Annotated in this window: 16 protein-coding genes; 8 read left to right on the top strand and 8 right to left on the bottom strand. The window is 65.8% G+C overall.

Annotated features, from left to right (window positions below; translation table 11 throughout):
- Positions 1-102 precede the first annotated feature (102 nt).
- Complete coding sequence (locus BMZ21_RS03330) at positions 103-912, top strand: SDR family NAD(P)-dependent oxidoreductase (RefSeq protein ID WP_091829705.1); 810 nt, start codon at positions 103-105, stop codon at positions 910-912.
- A 52-nt stretch (positions 913-964) separates the two neighbouring features.
- Here the strand turns inward: BMZ21_RS03330 and aac(3) are convergent, their stop codons facing one another.
- Both aac(3) and BMZ21_RS03320 read right to left on the bottom strand, forming a co-directional pair.
- Positions 965-1,783 (bottom strand): aminoglycoside 3-N-acetyltransferase, encoded by an 819-nt coding sequence (gene aac(3) / locus BMZ21_RS03325; RefSeq protein ID WP_091829703.1) that lies wholly within the window; start codon positions 1,781-1,783, stop codon positions 965-967.
- 9 nt (positions 1,784-1,792) lie between these two features.
- Positions 1,793-3,250 carry a cryptochrome/photolyase family protein gene (locus tag BMZ21_RS03320; protein WP_091829701.1) on the bottom strand — a complete coding sequence of 486 codons (1,458 nt, stop codon included), beginning with the start codon at positions 3,248-3,250 and terminating at the stop codon, positions 1,793-1,795.
- A gap of 143 nt (positions 3,251-3,393) precedes the next feature.
- Here BMZ21_RS03320 and BMZ21_RS03315 point away from each other — a divergent pair, with 143 nt between their 5' ends.
- Positions 3,394-3,984: a DUF2345 domain-containing protein gene (locus BMZ21_RS03315; RefSeq protein WP_091829699.1), complete on the top strand. Its 591-nt coding sequence runs from the start codon at positions 3,394-3,396 to the stop codon at positions 3,982-3,984.
- Positions 3,985-3,992: 8 nt separating this feature from the next.
- On the opposite strand, the gene BMZ21_RS03310 is transcribed toward BMZ21_RS03315, so the two are convergent.
- The 3 genes from BMZ21_RS03310 to BMZ21_RS03300 all read right to left on the bottom strand — a co-directional run bounded on the left by BMZ21_RS03310 (position 3,993) and on the right by BMZ21_RS03300 (position 9,165).
- Positions 3,993-4,700, bottom strand: coding sequence for a glycine-rich domain-containing protein (locus BMZ21_RS03310; protein ID WP_091829697.1), 708 nt, complete (start codon positions 4,698-4,700; stop codon positions 3,993-3,995).
- Between the two features lie 12 nt (positions 4,701-4,712).
- The gene (locus tag BMZ21_RS03305; protein WP_091829695.1) at positions 4,713-7,898 is read right to left on the bottom strand and encodes an efflux RND transporter permease subunit; all 3,186 of its coding nucleotides are present in this window, start codon (positions 7,896-7,898) and stop codon (positions 4,713-4,715) included.
- Positions 7,899-8,031: 133 nt separating this feature from the next.
- Complete coding sequence (locus BMZ21_RS03300; protein ID WP_091829693.1) at positions 8,032-9,165, bottom strand: efflux RND transporter periplasmic adaptor subunit; 1,134 nt, start codon at positions 9,163-9,165, stop codon at positions 8,032-8,034.
- 249 nt (positions 9,166-9,414) lie between these two features.
- On the opposite strand from BMZ21_RS03300, the gene gatB reads away from it, so the two are divergent.
- From gatB to BMZ21_RS03280, 4 genes are all read left to right on the top strand, one after another.
- Positions 9,415-10,896, top strand: coding sequence for an Asp-tRNA(Asn)/Glu-tRNA(Gln) amidotransferase subunit GatB (gene gatB, locus BMZ21_RS03295; protein ID WP_091829691.1), 1,482 nt, complete (start codon positions 9,415-9,417; stop codon positions 10,894-10,896).
- The gene (locus tag BMZ21_RS03290) at positions 10,893-11,399 is read left to right on the top strand and encodes a GNAT family N-acetyltransferase (RefSeq protein WP_158673221.1); all 507 of its coding nucleotides are present in this window, start codon (positions 10,893-10,895) and stop codon (positions 11,397-11,399) included. The genes gatB and BMZ21_RS03290 overlap by 4 nt, the downstream gene beginning before the upstream one ends.
- Positions 11,400-11,431: 32 nt before the next feature.
- A complete protein-coding gene (locus BMZ21_RS03285) occupies positions 11,432-11,917 on the top strand; it encodes a GNAT family N-acetyltransferase (RefSeq protein ID WP_091830561.1) in 486 nt (161 codons plus the stop codon).
- 113 nt (positions 11,918-12,030) lie between these two features.
- Positions 12,031-12,738 (top strand): glutathione S-transferase N-terminal domain-containing protein, encoded by a 708-nt coding sequence (locus BMZ21_RS03280; protein WP_091829687.1) that lies wholly within the window; start codon positions 12,031-12,033, stop codon positions 12,736-12,738.
- A 130-nt stretch (positions 12,739-12,868) separates the two neighbouring features.
- Here BMZ21_RS03280 and BMZ21_RS03275 read toward each other — a convergent pair whose 3' ends face one another.
- Positions 12,869-13,243, bottom strand: coding sequence for a DUF2147 domain-containing protein (locus BMZ21_RS03275; protein WP_091829685.1), 375 nt, complete (start codon positions 13,241-13,243; stop codon positions 12,869-12,871).
- A gap of 362 nt (positions 13,244-13,605) precedes the next feature.
- Between BMZ21_RS03275 and BMZ21_RS03270 the strand changes: the two genes are divergently transcribed.
- Both BMZ21_RS03270 and ndk read left to right on the top strand, forming a co-directional pair.
- Positions 13,606-13,875, top strand: a complete 270-nt coding sequence (locus BMZ21_RS03270; RefSeq protein ID WP_244543676.1) for a sel1 repeat family protein — start codon at positions 13,606-13,608, stop codon at positions 13,873-13,875.
- Positions 13,876-13,965: 90 nt separating this feature from the next.
- Complete coding sequence (gene ndk / locus BMZ21_RS03265; protein ID WP_057192434.1) at positions 13,966-14,388, top strand: nucleoside-diphosphate kinase; 423 nt, start codon at positions 13,966-13,968, stop codon at positions 14,386-14,388.
- A gap of 84 nt (positions 14,389-14,472) precedes the next feature.
- Here the strand turns inward: ndk and BMZ21_RS03260 are convergent, their stop codons facing one another.
- On the bottom strand, positions 14,473-14,784 hold the full coding sequence (locus tag BMZ21_RS03260) for a hypothetical protein (RefSeq protein WP_091829681.1): 312 nt from the start codon (positions 14,782-14,784) through the stop codon (positions 14,473-14,475).
- 363 nt (positions 14,785-15,147) lie between these two features.
- On the bottom strand, positions 15,148-15,972 hold the full coding sequence (locus BMZ21_RS03255; protein ID WP_091829679.1) for a MipA/OmpV family protein: 825 nt from the start codon (positions 15,970-15,972) through the stop codon (positions 15,148-15,150).
- Between the last annotated feature and the right edge of the window lie 73 nt (positions 15,973-16,045).

The raw sequence follows: 16,045 nt of genomic DNA, 5'->3' as shown, positions 1-16,045 counted from the left end.
GTGGGTAGCCAGGCGGAGATGCCGCTGGCAGGGCTTCCGCTGCGGCCTCCGCATCACTAGGGTCCGGCCAGGACTGCCGCGGCATGGAGGCCCGAACGGAACATGACCCCGCCGCGCATGCAGCCCAAGGACGGCATCGCCTGGGTGACCGGGGCGAGTTCGGGGATCGGCGCGGCCGTGGCGCTGGAGCTGGCGCGCCGCGGCTGGACGGTCGCGGCGACTGCGCGCCGGCTCGACAAGCTCGAGGCGCTGGCGCTCGGAGCAGACGGGTTGCCGGGACGGATCGTCGCCCATGTTGGTGATGTCGTCGATCCCGCCGCGATGGCGGCGGTGGTCGAAGGCATCGAGAGCGTGCATGGGCCGATCGCGCTCGCCTTCCTCAATGCCGGCATCGCCCCGCGCAATGGGCCGGGCCTGATCGACGTCGCGGCTTTCGAGCAGGTTTTCGCGGTCAATCTCGTCGGTGTCGTGCGTGGGGCCGCCGCAGTCGCCGAACGCATGGCCTCGCGCGGCAAGGGCCAGATCGCGGTCAATGCCTCGCTGGCGGGCTATCGCGGTCTGCCGGGCGCAGCGGCCTACGGCGCTTCCAAGGCCGCCGCGATCCATCTTTGCGAAGCATTGAGGTTCGATTGCGAGCGGCAAGGCATCCGCCTGCAGCTGGTCAACCCCGGCTTCGTCGACACGGCGATGACCAAGCGCAACAGCTTTCCGATGCCGTTCATGCTGACGCTCGACGAAGCGGCGGCGCGGGTCGTCGACGGCTTCGCCCGCGGCGGCTTCGAAGTCGCCTTTCCCCGCCGACTTGCCTGGCTGATGAAGGCGCTGCGGCTGCTGCCCTATCCGGTCTATTTCTGGATGGTGCGCAGACTGGCCGGAGAGCATCGCGGCGGCCGGCGTGACGGCGCGGTCTGACCGCGGAAGATTCCTGACCCAATGGCTTGCGCCAGGAAGCTCATAATCGAAGTTAGGACGAGCCGAACCGTGATTCCAGCCAATCGACGCCGAAGGCGGTGATTGCCGCAGCCTCGACCAGCACGGAATGAGCGGCGCCGATCAGGCCTTGCCGGCCCTCGCCGGCGGCAAGGAATTCCGTGACGATCCCCGCAAAATAGTCATCGTCCAGCCCCGCCACGATCGGGTCGCTGGTGTCGAACTCCTCGATCATGCGCCACTGCGCACCGGTCGGCGTAGCCAGCGGGACCTCTAGCCGCCGGATGCGCTTGCCGGGTATGTCGGCCAGATGTTCGGCATGGTGCAGCAGGGTCAGCGTATCGAGCGGCGCCCCGAGCATCAGCGCCTTGCCGCCCGCTTCGATCAGCTTCGCCAATGGCGAGCCCGCGCCATAGCCGTAGTCGAGCGGGTGGTCGGCGGTGAACCACTCCGCCTTCGCGCCGAGCGCCACGAGCGAGGCGCCGGGATTGCCGCTGCGCAGCGCGCCCGGCGTGGTCCGCAGGAACTCCGGCAGCACGCCATTGTCGCGGATCGCGCGCGAACGCTGCGGGTCGAAGGGCGGGATATGCTCGCGCCATTCCGGCGGAACGCGGCCTTCGTCGTCCAAGAGGTCCTCGTAACGCGCTTCCCAGTCGGCATAGGCGAGGACCGTGCCCTGGGGGCCGACTGCGTCGCACAGCGCGGCAATGATCGTGTCGGGGCCGTCGAGCAGGCGGCCGACCTTGCTCACGGCGGCGTGGACCATGACCGCGTCGCCGGGCGCGAGGCCGAGCCGGGACAGGTCGGCAGCGAGCGAGGCTTGCGTGACGAAGGAGGCCGGAGGCGATGTCATGGCGGTCAGCTATTCCGAACGAAGGGCAGCGAAGGCGTCGAGGGCGCGCTGGCGGCCGAAGTCGAGGGCGATGATTGGTTTCGGATAGTCGCTGCCGAGGAGGATCCCAGACTTTTTCAGTTCGCCCGCAGGTGCATCCCATGGACGGTGGATGAACTTGTCGTCCAGCTCTGCCAACTCGGGAACGAAGCGCCTGACATAAGCGCCCTTCGGATCGAATTTCTCGCCCTGTGTCACCGGGTTGAAGACGCGGAAATAAGGAGCCGCATCGGCGCCGGAGCCGGCGACCCATTGCCAGCTCGCCGGATTGTTGGCGGGGTCCGCATCGACCAGTGTGTCCCAGAACCAGGTTTCGCCGGCACGCCAGTCGGTCAGCAGATGCTTGATCAGGAAGGAGGCCGTGATCATTCGGACGCGGTTGTGCATCCAGCCAGTCTGCCAAAGCTCGCGCAGGCCAGCATCGACGATCGGATAGCCGGTCAGGCCCTTCTGCCATGCCGCCAGGCCGGCTTCGTCGGTCTCCCAGGACATCGCGTCGAAACGGCGATCATAGTTGACGCTGGCGAGCTCGGGATTGTGGAAGAGCAGATGGTAGGAGAATTCGCGCCAGCCGATCTCGCTGAAGAATTTTTCGACATCGCTGGCCGAGCCCGGCGTTCTGCCTGCCTCCTCTGCAGCACGGGTCGCATGCCAGATCTGGCGCGGGCTGATCTCGCCGAAGCGTAGGTGCGGCGACAGCCGCGAGGTCGACAGCCGGTCCGGCAGGTCGCGGGCCTCGCGATAGCCGGCGATCGTCTCGTCGAGGAACGTGTCGAGCCGATCTCGCGCCCCATCCTCGCCCGGTGTCCAGGCTTCACGCAGCCCACCGGCCCAGTCGGGCGTCGTCGGCTCCAGAGCGAGACCTGCGACCGTGAGAGTCTGTTCACGCAGGGCCGCTGGCAGCCTGGCTCTGCTCAGTCTGGCTGGGGCAGGGAGCGGCGCCGACGGCTCGCCGCTTTCGCGCACGGCGCGCCAATAGGGCGTGAACACCTTGAATGGTCCATCCGCCTTGGTCTTAACCTGCCAGGGTTCGTTGAGCAGGTTGGCGTTGAAGCTCTCGACCGCGACGCCGGCCTCGGTCAACTCGGCCTTGAGCGCCTTGTCGAGCGCGATCGCGGCGCGGTCATAGCGCCGGTTCCAGGCGACATAGCCGCTGCCGGTGCGCTCGACGACATCGGGCAAGAGCTCTGCCGGATCGCCGCGCAGGATCAGCAGTTCGCCGCCTTTCGCTGCGATGGCGTCCGACAGTGCCTGCAAGGAACGCGACAGCCACCAGCGCGCAGCGCCGCCGAGCGCCCGGCGCTCCGTCGACGTGTCGAGTATGTAGACGCAGGTGAGAGGGCCGTGCTCGCTCGCCGCTCTCAGCGCTGGATTGTCGGACAGGCGTAGATCGTCGCGGAACCAGAACAGGGCAGGGCGTGCAGTCACTTAGGTCAGCCTTCTCTATGCGATGCTCTGATACGCCGACGGAGTTGGACTGGTTTCGTGGCGCAAAGGGATAGTGCGTCACGAGCCGCAGCGGTTTGTGATAGATTGGGCTGGCTGCGCCCGAAAGAAGGGGGGACGAATTCATGGCTACGCCGGAAGTCGAGGCGCTGAGCCGGCGGATCGCCGTCCTCGAGGCGCAACTCGCAGCTTTGCTGCAAGCCTTCAATGTCGGGCGCGGTGGCGCGGTCGCGATCACGGCCCCGGCCGGGCTCTCGATCTCCGTCGGCGGCACCTGCACCGTCAATGTCGGTGCCGAACTCGCGCTGACCGTCGGGAGCAATTTCCGCACGTCCGTGGGCTCGGCCTATGTCGTGAATGTCGGCAACGCCGTCCGAACGACTGCGGGCACGAGCATCGGCATCATCGCGGGCACTGCGCTGAGCATGAACGCCAATCGCGAGATCAGCCTGGCGACGCGCGCCTTCGAGGTTGCGGCTGCGGTCAGCATCGATCTCGACAGCAGCAAGGACTTCGAGATCGCCAGCGGCAAGGCGCTCGTGGTGAAAGCTGCCGACAGCATCCTGCTCGACACCGGTTCGGCCGAACTCAACCTGAAGAAGGATGGCTCCGTCGACCTCAAGGGCAAGGACGTCACGATCAAGGCGAGCGGCAAGATCAATGCGACGGCGAGTTCCGATGTCGTGATCAAGGGCTCGAAGATCAAGCAGAACTGAGCCGCTACTCAGTCGCCGCCTCCGCCGCCGCAGCCCCCGCCATCGCCGCCGCCGCTGTCGGAGCTGGCGTCACCGGAGGAACTGCTGCTGTCACCGAAGCCGTCCGTGCCTCCGTCGATGGAAGAGCTCGAGAAATCGCCGCCGCATTGCGTGCCGCGGTCGCCATTGCGCCGCAGCGCCTCGCAATCGGGCGCATAGACGAAGCCGTTTGCGATCCTGAGCTTGGTGTCGAGCGCGAAGAGCAGCGGCAGGCGCGTCGGGCGGACCGGGTCGATGTTCTCGTCGCGGCAGCATTGCCACCAGACGCGGCGCAGGGCCGAATTGTCGCGCCGCGCGCCCTCGCGCAGCATGACGGCCGGCGTGTGATGCAGGAAGCGCCCGAAGGCCTGGTTGCAGAATCGGCCGTAGTCGCGGGTGTAGAGGATGAACTCGTGCCAGAGATCGTCCGCGACCTGCGAGGGCATCGCGACCTCGCGCCGCCCGGAATTGAGGTAGGCCAGGAAGAATTGGCGCAGGCCCTCGGAGACCAGCGCCGACTCCTTGCGGGTGAAGCCGGGGTGCTGCTGGGCGAGCTTGTCGAGGAGCCCCCGTGGCCAGGGGTAGCGCCGGATGAACTCCGCCCGGCGCAGGCGCTTGTACGAAGCGAGCGCATTGCCCGCGACGAGCAGGAGAACGACCGCCACCACCATGCCGATGATGATGGTGGCGGCGTTCATCGTGTTAGCTCGTCAGTGCGCCTGTGGCGTCGCCTGCTTCGGCTCGGCCGGCTTCTTCTTGCCGCCGAGCGAGGCGAGCCAGCGCACCACGACGTAGAACACCGGGGTGAACAGCAGGCCGAACAGCGTGACGCCGATCATGCCGGAGAACACCGCGATACCCAGCACCTGCCGCATTTCCGCGCCGGCGCCGACAGACGTCGTGAGCGGCAGAACGCCGAGGATGAAGGCCAGCGAGGTCATCAGGATCGGCCGCAGCCGGGTCCGGGCTGCCGCGATCGCGGCATCGCGCCGGCTCATGCCTTCGTCCTCGGCCTGCTTGGCGAACTCGACGATCAGGATCGCATTCTTCGCCGCGAGGCCGACGAGCACGACAAGGCCGATATCGACGAGCACGTTGCGGTCGAAGTCCTTGTAGCCGACGCCGATCATCGCCGCGAGGATACACATCGGCACGATCAGGATGACCGCCAGCGGCAGGGTCCAGCTCTCGTACAGCGCCGCCAGCAAGAGGAAGACGAAGACGACGGCGAGGCCGAAGGCGATGATCGCGGTATTGCCGGCGAGCTTCTCCTGCAGCGCGATCTCGGTCCATTCGAAGCCGAAGCCGGCCGGCAGCACCTGGTTCGCGATCTTCTCCACCGCCGCGATGCCCTGGCCGGTCGAATACCCGCGCGCCATCGACATCTGCACTTCAGCCGCCGGATAGAGGTTGTAGCGCGGCACGCGATAGGCGCCGGTCGTGTCCGAGAAGGTCGCCACCGAGCCGATCGGCACCATCTCGCCATCGGCATTGCGCGTCTTCAGATCGGCGACGTCGCGGATGTCGAGACGCTGGGGGTTGTCGGCCTGGGCCGTGACCCGGAAGGTGCGGCCAAGGATGTTGAAGTCGTTCACATAGGCCGAGCCCATATAGATCGACAGCGTCTCGAACACGCGTGTCACTGGGACGCCGAGCATCTCCGCCTTGGTGCGGTCGATATCGGCATAGATCTGCGGCGTCTTGGTCGAGAACAGCGTGAACGGCTGCTGGATGCCGGGCGTCTGGCCGGCTGTCCCGGCCACGGCCCAGGTCGCGCCTTCCAGCGCTGCCAGGCCCTTGCCGCCACGATCCTGGACATAACCCTTGAGACCGCCGCCATTGCCGATGCCGGGAACCGCCGGGGGCTCGATGATCAGGGCGAAAGCCTCGCCGATCGAGAACAGCTGGGTGCGCAGGTCGTTGAGGATGCCCTGGGTGGTAAGCCCCTGCTTGGCCCGCTCCTTGAAGTCGGTCAGCGTGACGAAGGCGACACCGGCATTCGGGGCGAGCGTGAAGGTCGCGCCGTCGAGGCCGGCGAAGGCGACGGCATGGGCGACGCCCGGCCGTGACAGCAGGACATCGGTCGCCTTGCGGATGACGGCATCGGTTCGGGGCAGAGACGAGCCGGGCGGCAACTGGAAGACCGCTATGAAGTAGCCGCGGTCGAGCTGTGGGACGAGGCCGGTCGGGATTGCCGCGAGCCGTTGGCCGGCGACCGCGATCAGGCCCGCATAGACCAGCAGCATGATCACGCCGAAGCGGATCAGGCGCGAGGTCGCCGAGCCGTAAGCGTGCGAGAGCCAGTCGAAGGCCTTGTTGAAGTACTTGAAGAACCAGCGCAGCGGCGCACTCAGCACCGCCAGGAAGCCCTTCGGCTCCTCATGGCTGTGAGGCTTCAGGAGGATTGCGGCCAGGGCCGGCGACAGGGTCAGGGAGACGAAGCAGGAGATCGCCGTCGAGGCCGCGATCGTGACCGCGAACTGCTGGTAGAACGTGCCTTGCAGACCGGTGATGAAGGCGGTCGGAATGAACACGGCGCAGAGCACGAGGGCGATCGCCAGCAGCGCGCCGCCGACCTCGTCCATCGTCTTGTGTGCTGCGTCGACCGCGCTCATTCCCTGCGCCAGATAGCGCTCGACGTTCTCGACCACGACGATCGCGTCGTCGACGACGATGCCGATCGCCAGCACGAGCGCCAGCAGCGAGATCGTGTTGAAGGAGATCCCGACCGCACTCATGATCAGGAAGGTGCCGACCAGCGAGACCGGGATCGCGATGATCGGGATGATCGCGGCGCGCCAGGTCTGCAGGAACAGGATCACCACGATCACGACCAGCACGATCGCTTCGAGCAGGGTCGCGACGACGGCCGAGACGGATTCCCTGATGAACTCGGTCGGGTTGTAGACGATGGTGTGCTCCACGCCGGCCGGGAAGCTCTTCGACAGCGTCTCCATCGTCTTGATGAGCGCTTCCGAGGCAGCCAGCGCGTTCGTGCCGGGGCGCTGGAAGACGCCGATCGCGACGGCCTCCTTGTTGTCGAGATAGGAGTTCGACAGGTAGTCCTGCGCGCCGAGCTCGACCCGGGCGATGTCGCGCACGCGGATCGTGCCGCCGTCGGCATCCGAGCGGACGACGATGTTGTAGAACTCGTCGATGCTGGTCAGGCGCCCGAGCGTGTTGACCGAGAGCTGGAAGGCCCCGTCCGACTTCGCCGGCGGCTGGTTGATCGCACCCGCCGCGACCTGGATGTTGGCGGCGCGGATCGCGGCGACGACATCGCCTGCGGTCAGGTTGCGTGCCGCGACCTTGGCGGGGTCGAGCCAGACGCGCATCGCATAGTCGCGCGCACCGAAGACCTGGACGTCGCCGACGCCCTCGACGCGGGTCAGCACGTCCTTGACGTTCAGCGTGGTGTAGTTCGAGACGTATTGCTGGTCGCGCGAGCCGTCCGGGGACAGCATGTGGATGACCATCAGGAAGTCCGGCGAGGCCTTGCGGACCTGCAGGCCGAGCGTGCGGACTTCCTGCGGCAGGCGCGGCTCGGCCGCGGAAACGCGGTTCTGCACCAGCACCTGAGCCTGGTCGACGTCGGTGCCGGCCTTGAAGACGACGTTGATCGTCACGCGCCCGTCGCCGGTCGACTGCGACGAGATGTAGAGCATGTCGTCGACGCCGTTGACTTCCTGCTCGATCGGCGCGGCCACCGTCGAGGCGACGACCTCGGCCGAGGCGCCCGGATAGTTCGCGGTGATCGTGACGGTCGGCGGCGCGATCTCGGGATACTCTGCGATCGGCAGGGTGCGCAGCGTGATGGCGCCGGCGATCGTCAGCAGCACCGAGAGCACGGTCGCGAAGATCGGCCTGTCGATGAAGAAATGGGCGAAGCGGAACATGCGATGGTCCTGGCCTTAAGCAATTCCAGGAAAAGTGGAGACCAGTTTTCCGTTCAAAATTGCGGCGAATACGAAGGCTTGGGCAGGGCGGACGGACAATGCCATCCACTCTTGGTGCGGCCTGTTGTGGCCGTCAGTTGGCAGCGGCGGCCTTGATCTCCGTCGGCTGCGGCGTCACGGCGACGCCCGGGCGCACCATCGGATTGGCGATGCCGTTCACGATCACCTTGTCGCTCGCAGCGAGGCCCTTGGTGATGACGCGCAGCCCGTCGCTGATCGCGCCGAGCTGAACCGGCTTCGGCACCACCTTGTTGTCGGCGCCGACCGTGAACACGATCTTGTTGGCCTGGTCGGAGACGATGACCGCATCCGGCACCAGCAACGCGTCGCCTTCGCCGGCGAAGAGGCGCAGCCGCCCGAAGGTCCCAGGCGTCAGCTGCCCGTCGGGATTCGGGAAGACGGCGCGGGTCCGGATCGTCGCCGAGCGGGCGTTCAATGCGTTGTCGACGAAGTCGATCTTGCCTTCCCGGTCCCATTTGGTTTCGCTCGAAAGCCGCACGCGTACCGGCGTCCCGGGCTTGCGCAGATCCTGCGACTTTGCATAGCGCAGATAGTCGGCCTCCGAGGCGTCGAAGACGAACTTGATCGGATCGACGGCAACGATCGTGGTCAGCAGTGTCGCGCCCGACTGGCCGCCGGCGATCAGGTTGCCCTGGTCGACGCGCTTGTTCGAGACGCGGCCGGCGAGCGGCGCGCGGACCTGCGTCCACTCGAGGTTGAGCTCGGCCGTCTTCAGATTGGCCTCGGCCGCCTGCTGGCTGGCGATCGCGCCGTTGAGGTTGGCACGGCGCTGGTCGATGTCGCGGGCGGTGATGGTGCGGTTCTGCGTCAGCGCCTCGGCGCGCTCGACCTCGTTCTGGTTGAGGTCGACCTGTGCCTTGGCGCGCGCCACCTCGGCTCTGGCCGCATCGACGGCAAGCTTGTAGGGCCGCTGGTCGATGGTGAAGAGCAGGTCGCCGGCCTTGACCAGGTCGCCGTCGCGGAAGTGCACCGAATCGAGGAAGCCGGAGACGCGGGCGCGGACCTCGACCTGTTCGCTCGCTTCGAAGCGCCCGGTGAACTCGTCCCAGTTGGTGACGCGCTTGGCGAGCGGGGTCGCGACCGTCACCGGCGGAGCCGGCGGTGCACCTTGAGCGAGGGCCTCGGCTGAAAGGGCCGGGAGCAGGGCCGCCAGGGCAACAATGGCCCGGCTGGAGCGGCGGATCATGTGAAACTCCGAAAATGCGGGCGCGGCGCAACCTTCACGGTTTCCGGCCAATGCGCAACAACTCCATCATACTGACGATTGTCAAGTTTCTTCACTCGACATTTTGCTGCAATTTTCACCGTAACAGGCCATGTTCGCTCCATCGCGGGCTGAAACCGGTACAACAGGCGCTTGCTGGCGACGGGCCGAAGCTCTACCTGAGGGACGCACGCCACAGCGTCAGCAGCAACATCTCGTGGAAGTCCCCTCATGAATGCGCATGTCCGTCCCGCCGACCCGAAGAAGCTGATCAAGGGTGCGACCGGCGACTGGGAAATCGTGATCGGCCTCGAAATCCACGCGCAGGTTACCTCCAACGCCAAGCTGTTCTCGGGCTCCTCGACCGCTTTCGGCGGCGAGCCGAACGCCCATGTCAGCCTCATCGACGCGGCGATGCCGGGCATGCTGCCGGTGATCAACGAGGAATGCGTGCGCCAGGCGGTCCGCACCGGGCTCGGCCTCAACGCACAGATCAACAAGCGCTCGGTCTTCGACCGCAAGAACTATTTCTACCCCGATCTGCCGCAGGGCTACCAGATCAGCCAGTACAAGCATCCGGTCGTCGGCGAGGGCGAGATCGCGGTCGACCTGTCGCCGACCGAGCAGATCAGCGTCGGCATCGAGCGCCTGCACCTCGAGCAGGACGCCGGCAAGTCGATGCACGACCAGCACCCGACCATGAGCTTCGTCGATCTCAACCGCTCGGGCGTGGCGCTGATGGAGATCGTCTCCAAGCCGGATCTGCGTTCGGCCGACGAGGCCAAGGCCTATGTCTCCAAGCTGCGCACCATCCTGCGCTATATCGGCTCCTGCGACGGCGACATGGAGAAGGGCAACCTGCGCGCCGACGTCAACGTCTCCGTGCGCAAGCCCGGCGCGCCCTTCGGCACGCGCTGCGAGATCAAGAACGTCAACTCGATCCGCTTCATCGGCCAGGCGATCGAGGTCGAGGCCCGCCGTCAGATCGGCATCATCGAGGATGGCGGCACGATAGATCAGGAGACCCGCCTCTACGATCCCGGCAAGGGCGAGACCCGCTCGTTGCGCTCCAAGGAAGAGGCGCACGACTACCGATATTTCCCCGATCCGGACCTGCTGCCGCTCGAATTCGACGACGCCTTCGTCGCCGGGCTGAAGGCGCAGCTGCCGGAGCTGCCCGACGCCAAGAAAGGCCGCTTCATCGCCGAATATGGGCTCTCACCCTACGACGCCTCGGTGCTCGTCGCCGAGCGCGATCAGGCCGACTATTTCGAGGCGGTCGCCAAGGGCCGCGACGGCAAGGCAGCCGCGAACTGGGTGATCAACGAGCTGTTCGGCCGCCTCAACAAGGAAGGCAAGGACGTCTCGGCCTCGCCGGTCTCGGCGGCGCAGCTCGGCGGTCTCGTCGACCTGATCGGCGAGGGCGTGATCTCCGGGAAGATCGCCAAGGACCTGTTCGAGATCGTCTGGACCGAGGGCGGCGATCCGCGCGAGATCGTCGAGGCCCGCGGCATGAAGCAGGTCACCGACACCGGCGCGATCGAGAAGGCGGTCGACGAGATCATCGCCGCTAACCCGGACAAGGTCGAGCAGGTCAAGGCGAAGCCGACCATGCTGGGCTGGTTCGTCGGCCAGGCGATGAAGGCCTCGGGCGGCAAGGCCAATCCGCAGGCGCTGAACGAGATCCTGAAGAAGAAGCTGGGCATCGAGTGACGCAGAAGGACTTGATCATCCGCGATGCTGAGACCGCCGATCTGCCGGCGGTCCGCTCGCTGTTGGTCGAGACCTGGCACGACGCCTATGACGGCATCTATGGCTGGCGCCGCGTCGCCGAGATCACCAATGCCTGGCACTCGCTCGATGCGCTCGCAGCCCAGCTCGGCCGCGACAGCGGCGTCTTCCTGGTTGCGCTTCTGGGCGAGGAGATTGTCGGCACCGCCTCCGCCCGGAGCGAGCCAGACCGGGCGGCGATGCTGACGAGGCTCTATGTATCGCCGGCGCGGCAGGGCGAGGGCATAGGACGCACATTGCTGCAGGTCGCGCTCGCCTGCTTTCCCGATGCGCCGGTGGCCCGGCTGGAGGTCGAGAGCCAGAACGAGCTCGCCATCGCGTTCTACGAGCGCATGGGCTTCTTCCTCCAGCGTCAGGCCCGCTTCGACGGACGCGAGGACACGCCCAATACGCTGATCATGGCCAAGCGGCTCGTTATGATCTGAGCGCTCCTGGCGGATTCCTGATGGAGACGACGATGGCCGAGGCAGCCGATCATGCCGCTGTGACCATGCGCGAGGCGCGGCGCGAGGACGTTCCATGCATCGCCACCCTGATCATGCTGGGCGCCGCCACGCAGACGCGCACGCTCGCCGAGATCGAGGAGGAGGCGCAGAACCCGGCCTATCTCGCTGCCTTCGCGGAAGTCGACGCCAGCCCCTACAACACGCTCTTCGTCGCCGAGCTCGACGGCAAGGTCGTCGGCACCTTGCAGCTCACGCTGATCCCGGGCCTGGCCTATCGCGGTCGCAAGCGCGCCAAGCTCGAAAGCGTCCACGTTCACCCCGACCTGCGCGGCCGGCGCGTCGGCGAGGCCATGGTCGCCCATGCCGTCGCGGTCGCCCGCCGGAAGGGCGCCGGCCTCGTCGAGCTCACCTCGGACAAGGCGCGCGAGGCGGCGCATCGCTTCTACCTTCGCATCGGCTTCAGCCAGACCCACGAAGGCTTCAAGCTGGCGTTGTAAACGCGCTGCCCGCATGCCGCGCCCGCTCCGGGCGCACGGCGCCGGCGCTTACGCTGGCCGGACCCGCGACCTAGATGTCCTGTCGACCCGCAACAACCCGCGAGGACTGGGACATGGCAGCAGTGCAGGGCAAGCCGATCGATCTCCATTACTGGCCGACGCCGAACGGCTGGAAGATTTCCATCATGCTCGAGGAAACGGGGCTGCCCTACAACGTCATCCCGGTGAACATCGGCAAGGGCGACCAGTTCAAGCCGGAGTTCCTGGCGATCTCGCCGAACAACCGCATGCCGGCGATCGTCGATCCCGAGGGGCCGGACGGAAAGCCGATCTCGGTATTCGAATCCGGCGCGATCCTGCAATATCTTGGCCGCAAGACCGGACAGTTCTATCCGACCGACGAGCGCGGCCGCGTCGCCGTTGACGAGTGGCTGTTCTGGCAGATGGGCGGCTTCGGCCCGATGCTCGGCCAGACCCACCATTTCCGCATCTACGCGCCGGAGAAGGTGCCCTACGCGATCGACCGCTACACCAACGAGGCCAACCGCCTCTATGGTGTGCTGAACAAGCGTCTCGAAGGCCGCGACTACATCTGCGACGACTATTCGATCGCCGACATGGCCTGCGTCGGCTGGGCCCGCGGCTGGGAGCGCCAGGGCCAGGACATCAAGCAGTTCCCCAATGTCGGGCGCTGGCTCGACACGGTGCTGGCCCGTCCCGCCGTGAAGCGCGGCCTCAAGGTCGCCGAGGAATTGCGCAACCCGGCCGGCATCTCGACGCCGGAGGAAAAGGCGGTGCTGTTCGGCCAGAAGGCGCGCTGAGGCGCCGACTTGGCACTGTCGTCATGCTCGGCCGTGTGCCGAGCATCCACGTCTCTGACGTCGCATGCGAGCGGCGAAGCAAAGGCGTGGATGGTCGGCACAAGCCCGACCATGACGCTCGAGCCTGGTTTCAGTTGCTGCGCGACCACTTCACGGAGCGGCAGATCAGCCCGCCCATGACGCAGCCGGAGGTGGTTAGCGTGTCGCCCGAAAGCGACATCGTGCCGGAATAGGTCTTGCCGTCCTCCGGGTTGAAGGCGCTGCCGTTCCACTTGCCGGCACTGGCCGGCTTCATGTCGTAGAAGATGCGCTGGCCGACCTTCGCGGGGCCATTGGCCTCCTTGAGCCAGGAGATCGTGCCGCACATCGCCTCGCCGCATTTGGTGAAGCGCACCTTCGAGGCGCCGGTGTCGCGCAGCCAGGTGCCGGTGACGTCCTGCGCCGCCGCGGGAACGGCGAGTGCGAGCAGCAGCCCGGCAGCGGTGATGATGGGGCGAATGGCCATGGCGTTCCTCCTAAGGATGGCGATCTTCGTCGCTCAGATGGTTCAGATGTAAACCATATCCGAACCAGCGCCGGCTTCCAAGATGGCAAGTCATGAAGGGCCGCTCGTCGCGCTGACCTTGGGGCAAGGTGAATCGCAGGTTGACGCGCCGGTCGCTGCCGGATTCCGATCCTATTGAAATTGCTGATGAATTGACCCGATGAATCTGAATCGAATCTTGTTTTAACCGCTCGTTTGCGACTCGTTGAGCTTCGATTCATCTCAAAATTTAGCGGGTTGTTTTACTGCCCGGCCCGAACCTCTCCTCACGAGTTGCGGCCTCCAGACGGGCCGGCATCGAAGGAAAACAGGGAGAGTTTGTCATGGCACGCATGGAAATGAGCGCGATCCCGGCCTCGCTGGCGATCCCGATGGAAGCTTCCGCCGACGCCTATTACGAGCTCGGCCTGATGCATGCATCGGGCCGCTCCGGCCCGGTCGATCTGGTCGCGGCGCAGACCTGGTTCAACGTCGCCTTCGCCAAGGGCTGCGCCCGGGCCGCGGCGCACCGTACCGAGCTCGCGCTCGAGATGAGCCGTGACGAGGTCGCCGAGGCGCTGCGCGAGGCGCGCAGGTTCCTGACCCGGCATTGAAGCGCAAACCGGCCGTCTCAGCCTTGTGGCCCGGGGAGGGCGCCGCTATAAGCGCGCCGCATTCCCGATTTTCCCGCAAGGATCACAACGATGGCTGTCCAGCGTACCTTCTCCATTCTCAAGCCCGACGCGACGAAGCGCAATCTCACCGGCGCGGTCAACGCGGTCATCGAGAAGGCCGGCCTGCGCATCGTCGCGCAGAAGCGCATCCAGATGACCACGGCGCAGGCGCAGACCTTCTACGCCGTCCACAAGGAGCGCCCCTTCTTCGGTGAGCTCGTCGAGTTCATGACTTCGGGCCCGGTCGTCGTGCAGGTCCTCGAAGGCGAGGACGCGATCGCCAAGTACCGTGAGGTGATGGGCGCGACCAACCCGGCCAATGCCGCCGAGGGTACCGTCCGCAAGCTCTTCGCCCAGTCGGTCGGCGAGAACACCGTGCACGGCTCGGACGCGCCGGAGACCGCCGCGATCGAGATCGCCCAGTTCTTCGCTGGCAACGAGATCGTCGGCTGATCAGCCATCCCGGAGCGCGCCCAAGGCGGCTCGCTCGCGATGACAAGGCAACAAGGGGCGCAATCGCATCCCTTGTTGCGATACTCAGGCCATAGCAGGGTATCGGTCGGCCGCCGCGCTGTCGCAGGGGGCGGGCACGGATGCGCGCTTCAATGCCAGCGAAGTTCCCTTGAAGCTCGCCATCTCGTCGCTATAGGCAGTAATCCGCAGATCAAGAAACTGGCCCGATAGGCATTTCAGCGACAGCGGACTGTAAAAGAGATCGCGATCAAGACCGCGCATATCGGCCGTCACGTAACCTTCCCAGACGTCGCCGAGCCGCGAGAGTTCATACCAGTACCGCACCTGGATGAGCGGCCTGTTCCGCAGCAGGACGATACCCTTGCCCTTGAACATCTTGCCACTCTCCTCGCGATAAAGAGATCGCGGCCTGTCAAGCGAGGTGCGACATCATCTATGCCGTAAGGCAGCCTAAGCACAAAAATCTAACCTGGCTAGGTCGGACGATAGCTTGACATAAATGTGATGCGGCATCGTGCCGATTTATCCATGTCATATGACATGTTTGTGGAAATAAAAATTTTAGAATAACCTAACGTAATGAATATCGTATTCCAGAATCTGCGTTTGCCGGCAATGGATTCATCTTTTTTCTGTTGGTTTCTCCGGCTGCTCAGGTGGCCGCTTGCGCTCTACGAAAAGCAGGATTGCCGTCCGGGCCTATGCCCGGACGGCAATCGTACCAGCTCGGCCGGGATGTCAGAACCCGAGATCGAAGGCGTAGCTCGCCGAGATGCCGAAGGTGACGGAGTCGCGGTCGCCGAAGGCCTTGACGATCGGCGCCTTGGCGGCGTCGCCCATCAGGCGCTTGTATTCGACATAGGCGGTGGTCTGCAGCTTGTCGGACCAGTGATAGGTCGCCTGCGCGATCGCGCCGATCGAGTGCACGCCGGCATTGTAGCGCTGCAGCAGGCCGCCGGTGCCCGCGGTCGTGCCGCCAAAATAGGTGCGGACATAGTCGGCGCCGACAATGGTCATGCGCGGGCCGACGCCGAGCGACCACGACCCGATGCGCTGGAACACGTCGACCTTGGCCTCGGCGACCATCGCGTCATGGGCAACGATGCCGCGGCGCAGGTCGATGCGGGTGCGCAGCCAGGAGGTCGGATAGAACTCGACGAAGGCGCCGGCCTCGGCACCGAATTTGGTGTCGGGCACGCCCATGATGCGCAGGGCGACATTGGTATCGGCCTTGCGCTGCCAGAGCAGGTTGCCGGAAAAGCCGACGCGCCAGGCCTGGCCGGAGAAGAAGCCGATGCTGATCGCGTCGTCCTCGGAGGTCCACCAGGTGCTCTTGGTGCCGCGCCCCAGCGAGATGATTGGCCGCGGCCGGAAGACGTAGTCGTTCGATCCGGAATAGTCCGGCTGGTAGCGCAGGCCGGCGCCCAGCGTCAGGTGCCAGTTCTGCACCTGCTCGGGCGAGGTGTATTGCGCATACTGGGAGGACTGTGCCTTCGCCGGGGCGGTCAGCGCCAGGGAAAGGCATGCGGCCGCAAGGCCGGCAAGGAACGCAACGCAACGCATCGTCAGAACTCCGGCGCGTGAGCGCCTTGGACTACTCGGATGCGGTCAACTTGAATCATTAGTCTTAACCCGG

The sequence above is a fragment of the Allobosea lupini genome, assembly GCF_900109525.1.
Lineage (GTDB): Bacteria > Pseudomonadota > Alphaproteobacteria > Rhizobiales > Beijerinckiaceae > Allobosea > Allobosea lupini.
The sequence above is the reverse complement of the archived record's forward strand: the minus strand, read 5'-3'. Positions and strand labels throughout refer to the sequence as shown.

Excerpts from the sequence above, each read along its gene's own strand:
- BMZ21_RS03330 (WP_091829705.1), top strand. The coding sequence starts at position 103 with ATGACCCCGCCGCGCATGCAGCCCAAGGACGGCATCGCCTGGGTGACC.
- BMZ21_RS03315 (WP_091829699.1), top strand. The coding sequence starts at position 3,394 with ATGGCTACGCCGGAAGTCGAGGCGCTGAGCCGGCGGATCGCCGTCCTC.
- BMZ21_RS03310 (WP_091829697.1), bottom strand. The coding sequence starts at position 4,700 with ATGAACGCCGCCACCATCATCATCGGCATGGTGGTGGCGGTCGTTCTC.
- BMZ21_RS03305 (WP_091829695.1), bottom strand. The coding sequence starts at position 7,898 with ATGTTCCGCTTCGCCCATTTCTTCATCGACAGGCCGATCTTCGCGACC.
- BMZ21_RS03300 (WP_091829693.1), bottom strand. The coding sequence starts at position 9,165 with ATGATCCGCCGCTCCAGCCGGGCCATTGTTGCCCTGGCGGCCCTGCTC.
- gatB (WP_091829691.1), top strand. The coding sequence starts at position 9,415 with ATGAATGCGCATGTCCGTCCCGCCGACCCGAAGAAGCTGATCAAGGGT.
- BMZ21_RS03285 (WP_091830561.1), top strand. The coding sequence starts at position 11,432 with ATGGCCGAGGCAGCCGATCATGCCGCTGTGACCATGCGCGAGGCGCGG.
- BMZ21_RS03280 (WP_091829687.1), top strand. The coding sequence starts at position 12,031 with ATGGCAGCAGTGCAGGGCAAGCCGATCGATCTCCATTACTGGCCGACG.
- BMZ21_RS03275 (WP_091829685.1), bottom strand. The coding sequence starts at position 13,243 with ATGGCCATTCGCCCCATCATCACCGCTGCCGGGCTGCTGCTCGCACTC.
- BMZ21_RS03270 (WP_244543676.1), top strand. The coding sequence starts at position 13,606 with ATGGCACGCATGGAAATGAGCGCGATCCCGGCCTCGCTGGCGATCCCG.
- ndk (WP_057192434.1), top strand. The coding sequence starts at position 13,966 with ATGGCTGTCCAGCGTACCTTCTCCATTCTCAAGCCCGACGCGACGAAG.
- BMZ21_RS03260 (WP_091829681.1), bottom strand. The coding sequence starts at position 14,784 with ATGTTCAAGGGCAAGGGTATCGTCCTGCTGCGGAACAGGCCGCTCATC.
- BMZ21_RS03255 (WP_091829679.1), bottom strand. The coding sequence starts at position 15,972 with ATGCGTTGCGTTGCGTTCCTTGCCGGCCTTGCGGCCGCATGCCTTTCC.